This is a genomic window from Pseudomonas sp. RIT-To-2 (genome assembly GCF_029623465.1).
In the GTDB taxonomy this organism is placed as follows: domain Bacteria; phylum Pseudomonadota; class Gammaproteobacteria; order Pseudomonadales; family Pseudomonadaceae; genus Aquipseudomonas; species Aquipseudomonas silvicola.
Genome location: NZ_JAPYKM010000084.1, coordinates 1 through 2,855 on the forward strand (window position 1 = coordinate 1; position 2,855 = coordinate 2,855).

Annotated in this window: 3 protein-coding genes and 2 pseudogenes; all 5 read right to left on the reverse strand. The window is 50.9% G+C overall.

The window, feature by feature from the left end:
* A partial coding sequence (locus QBK88_RS30595; RefSeq protein ID WP_277965032.1) for a hypothetical protein occupies nucleotides 1–324 on the reverse strand: 324 nt, incomplete at its 3' end.
* Nucleotides 287–646, reverse strand: a pseudogene (locus QBK88_RS30600) (DUF637 domain-containing protein); the annotation flags it as partial. The pseudogene QBK88_RS30600 and the gene QBK88_RS30595, both read right to left, overlap by 38 nt.
* Before the next feature lie 75 nt (nucleotides 647–721).
* Nucleotides 722–1,297, reverse strand: coding sequence for a hypothetical protein (locus QBK88_RS30605; RefSeq protein WP_277965033.1), 576 nt, complete (start codon nucleotides 1,295–1,297; stop codon nucleotides 722–724).
* A gap of 532 nt (nucleotides 1,298–1,829) precedes the next feature.
* The gene (locus QBK88_RS30610) at nucleotides 1,830–2,345 is read right to left on the reverse strand and encodes a hypothetical protein (protein WP_277965034.1); all 516 of its coding nucleotides are present in this window, start codon (nucleotides 2,343–2,345) and stop codon (nucleotides 1,830–1,832) included.
* A 3-nt stretch (nucleotides 2,346–2,348) separates the two neighbouring features.
* Nucleotides 2,349–2,855: pseudogene (locus tag QBK88_RS30615) on the reverse strand (hypothetical protein); the annotation flags it as partial.

Sequence of the window (2,855 nt, forward strand, 5' to 3'; positions counted from 1 at the left end):
CAGTAGGGAACCCAGCCCCCACGCCCGAACCTTCGCGATATCCGGCAGGCAGGACCGCCTGCTTGACAACCTGCGCCTCAACCTTGGGCTCTTGCCCACCGTCTCGTCGAGTGTGGTTGCCGCCTGCGCCAGCTTCCCTTCTTCTTTTGCGTGAAGCTTGCGGTTGTAGGACTGCGCATTACCCGCGATTTCGGAGCCGAGGGCGACGTCCCCGCCAGCCCCGGCCGCCGCCACCAGGCCGACGAGCTTGGAGGCGGCGTTGACCAGCCGATCATGCTCAGCCTGATCAGCACCCTGGAGGAACCAGGCTGTCCAGCGTTTCAATCAGTGCCTCGTTCGCCCCTGCGGCGAGTGCGCCGGTTTTGAAGTCGCCGCCCATCGCTTCGGCAAGCAAGCCGTCCGCCAACGCGTGAATAGCGGTTTTACTCAGTCCACTGTCGGGTAGCTGAAGTGTGTCGCCAAGATCGCCGACATGGGTGAAGACTGTGGCCTGCAGCACATCGAAGACGCTGTTGAGCATGGCGTCGCTGAACTTGCCCTGCCCCAGGGCCTGGGACAGCCCTCCCCGAACCGCACCGCCCGCCAGTTGAATCGCACCAAAGCGGGCGATGGCGGCGGGGTCGGTCAGGTGCGGCACCACGCTTGGGCCCCAGCCCCTAGTGGCTAGATCATCTACCTTTCCGGCAGCGCCGCCAGTTGCTGTTGCACCAACTGGACATGGTCAATTTTTTGCCAAATCACTTATCATTTTCATCCAATAATCATAAGTTTCTCGGAGTCGGCGACCGACTCTTGAGCCGTCAGCAATACCACATGCAAACGCATTGGCGACTCTCACAGGATTTGTTGGAATACTACTTAGACCGACTATTACAGGCTGGCCGTAATCGGCAAGCTTCTTACTACCCTTTAATTGCATCCAGCTTAATGACGGATGGCTTCTAATTGCTACCTCTCCGTAGTACATACCAACCTGCACAGCCAAAGATTTTTCCTCATCGGTCAAGTCCCAAGCGACAGGATCTACTTGACCGGCTGTCGAACGCCTTACCTTCTCTGAATTCAAGTCTCTTTTTTGAATTTTCGTTGCAAGCCACTCACCCAGTGTATCCAACGATTCCGGAGAGAAGTCTGCGCTCCAACTATCAAATCCGAGGGTCTGCCAAACAGCTTGAATCAACTCATCCAAACAGTAAGGTACGTTTAGTATGAACTCACCATAAAAATCGCTCAGTTCTTTTTTGGTCATCGATGCAAAAGCTGTAGTGACCGGGGTATAAACTGTTGTGAACTTCATAATCAATGCACCACCACTTTAATTCCTGCGTCAGAAAGTGCCTTTAGCAACGCGGGCGCCGGGCCAACACGACCTGTAACAGGACTCGTGAAAAAGTTCCATGTTACCCCATTGACCATCACTCGACTCAGCAACTCGGCGTCTTTAGCCACTTGAAGCACTGTGCTTGTTTCAAGTTAGGTGTAACCAACCTTTGATTCAGTAGCGTAACGCTCCAACGCCTGCCATTGATCTGCATTCAGGTCCGCGTCGTTGAAGATAGCGCCTATCTCGCGAAGCTTCTTAGTCGCCGCCGACTTGCCATACCACTGCGCTGTATAACCTGTTAAATCACGGCTTTTGGGAGCTAAATTCGATCTAGGCCATCCATTTAACCGTTAAATATCGAACTGCACCCTTAAGCAAGCCAAACTCCAGCCCATCAGCTTCAACTTCGGCCTGTCTAAATAATGGAATAATCCGCAATTATTGAACTACTTGCTCAACCGCCACTTACGTTCAGCTCATGAAAAATGCGGCCCAGCCACTACTCTTACCGAAGAGACCAGTCGTGTATCGACACCAACTTGATGATTTGCTCCGGCACATCCTCCAAGGAAGCTCTATAGTCGCTAATAAAGCTAATCCCCGTCAATATATCCCCATTCTTCCGTATAAGAAAATCATCATCCACATCATTAAATAAAATATCAAACTCCTTTTCCAAGCTTCGAAGATCACTCCCCACACCCACACCATTAAACCTCCCGCAATACCCTTCACTCACGGAAATCCTATAAAGCCTCCCGCTACCCTCAAAATACAGAGAGACCGCCTCATTCATAAACCGATACGATAGCAAAAACTCATTACCAAAACCGATTCTTCTCTGAATACCGACCCAAGACTTATTTTCAAGGAGAACATCACGAACTGGTACATCCGGACCATACCACTCAACCCTCCCCACTTTCTCGCTAACATCGGAAAATGACTCACCTAAAGAGAACCCTGCTGCTGCTATACCTGGAACAAGGTCAGAGTACAGATTAGGGAATAAGTTTTTCATAGATCACTCCCAGCTTTTCCAATTACTACCCTCATACCTCAGGCGATTTCCTTGGGTATCATAATATTTTTGATAATTCGTAATGGTGCCCGGACTAAAATCAGACGACGGATCGATTACCCTTATCTCAATGTTTTTATTTCCGACCTTCTCAGTACCAACAAGCTTATAGTACGGACTATCACCGTGGGTTCCGCCGCCCGGATGAAACTCTACCTCTTTTATAGTCGGGTGCCCTTCAACGTTAAAGACCTGAGTTCTACCTGAAGTACCTGCCAATGGTGCTTTCGGCGTAAGGCTCGCACCATCAAGCATTAGCGACTGTTTGATATCATCAATCGATTTACCCCACATGCTCGACGGCGACTCAGCAATATTTCGAGGAATACCTGCTTGGGCTGCCAGATCGTCTCTCAGTCCAACACGCGGAACGACCGAAGTAGCCGGCACTTCAGCTGAATCAATCGCTTTTGCACCTACCCCTACAACATCCGCTCCAACCGCTCTCGG

Bases quoted from the DNA above. Each gene is read 5' to 3' on its own strand.
- QBK88_RS30605 (WP_277965033.1), bottom strand. From the start codon at position 1,297: ATGAAGTTCACAACAGTTTATACCCCGGTCACTACAGCTTTTGCATCG.
- QBK88_RS30610 (WP_277965034.1), bottom strand. From the start codon at position 2,345: ATGAAAAACTTATTCCCTAATCTGTACTCTGACCTTGTTCCAGGTATA.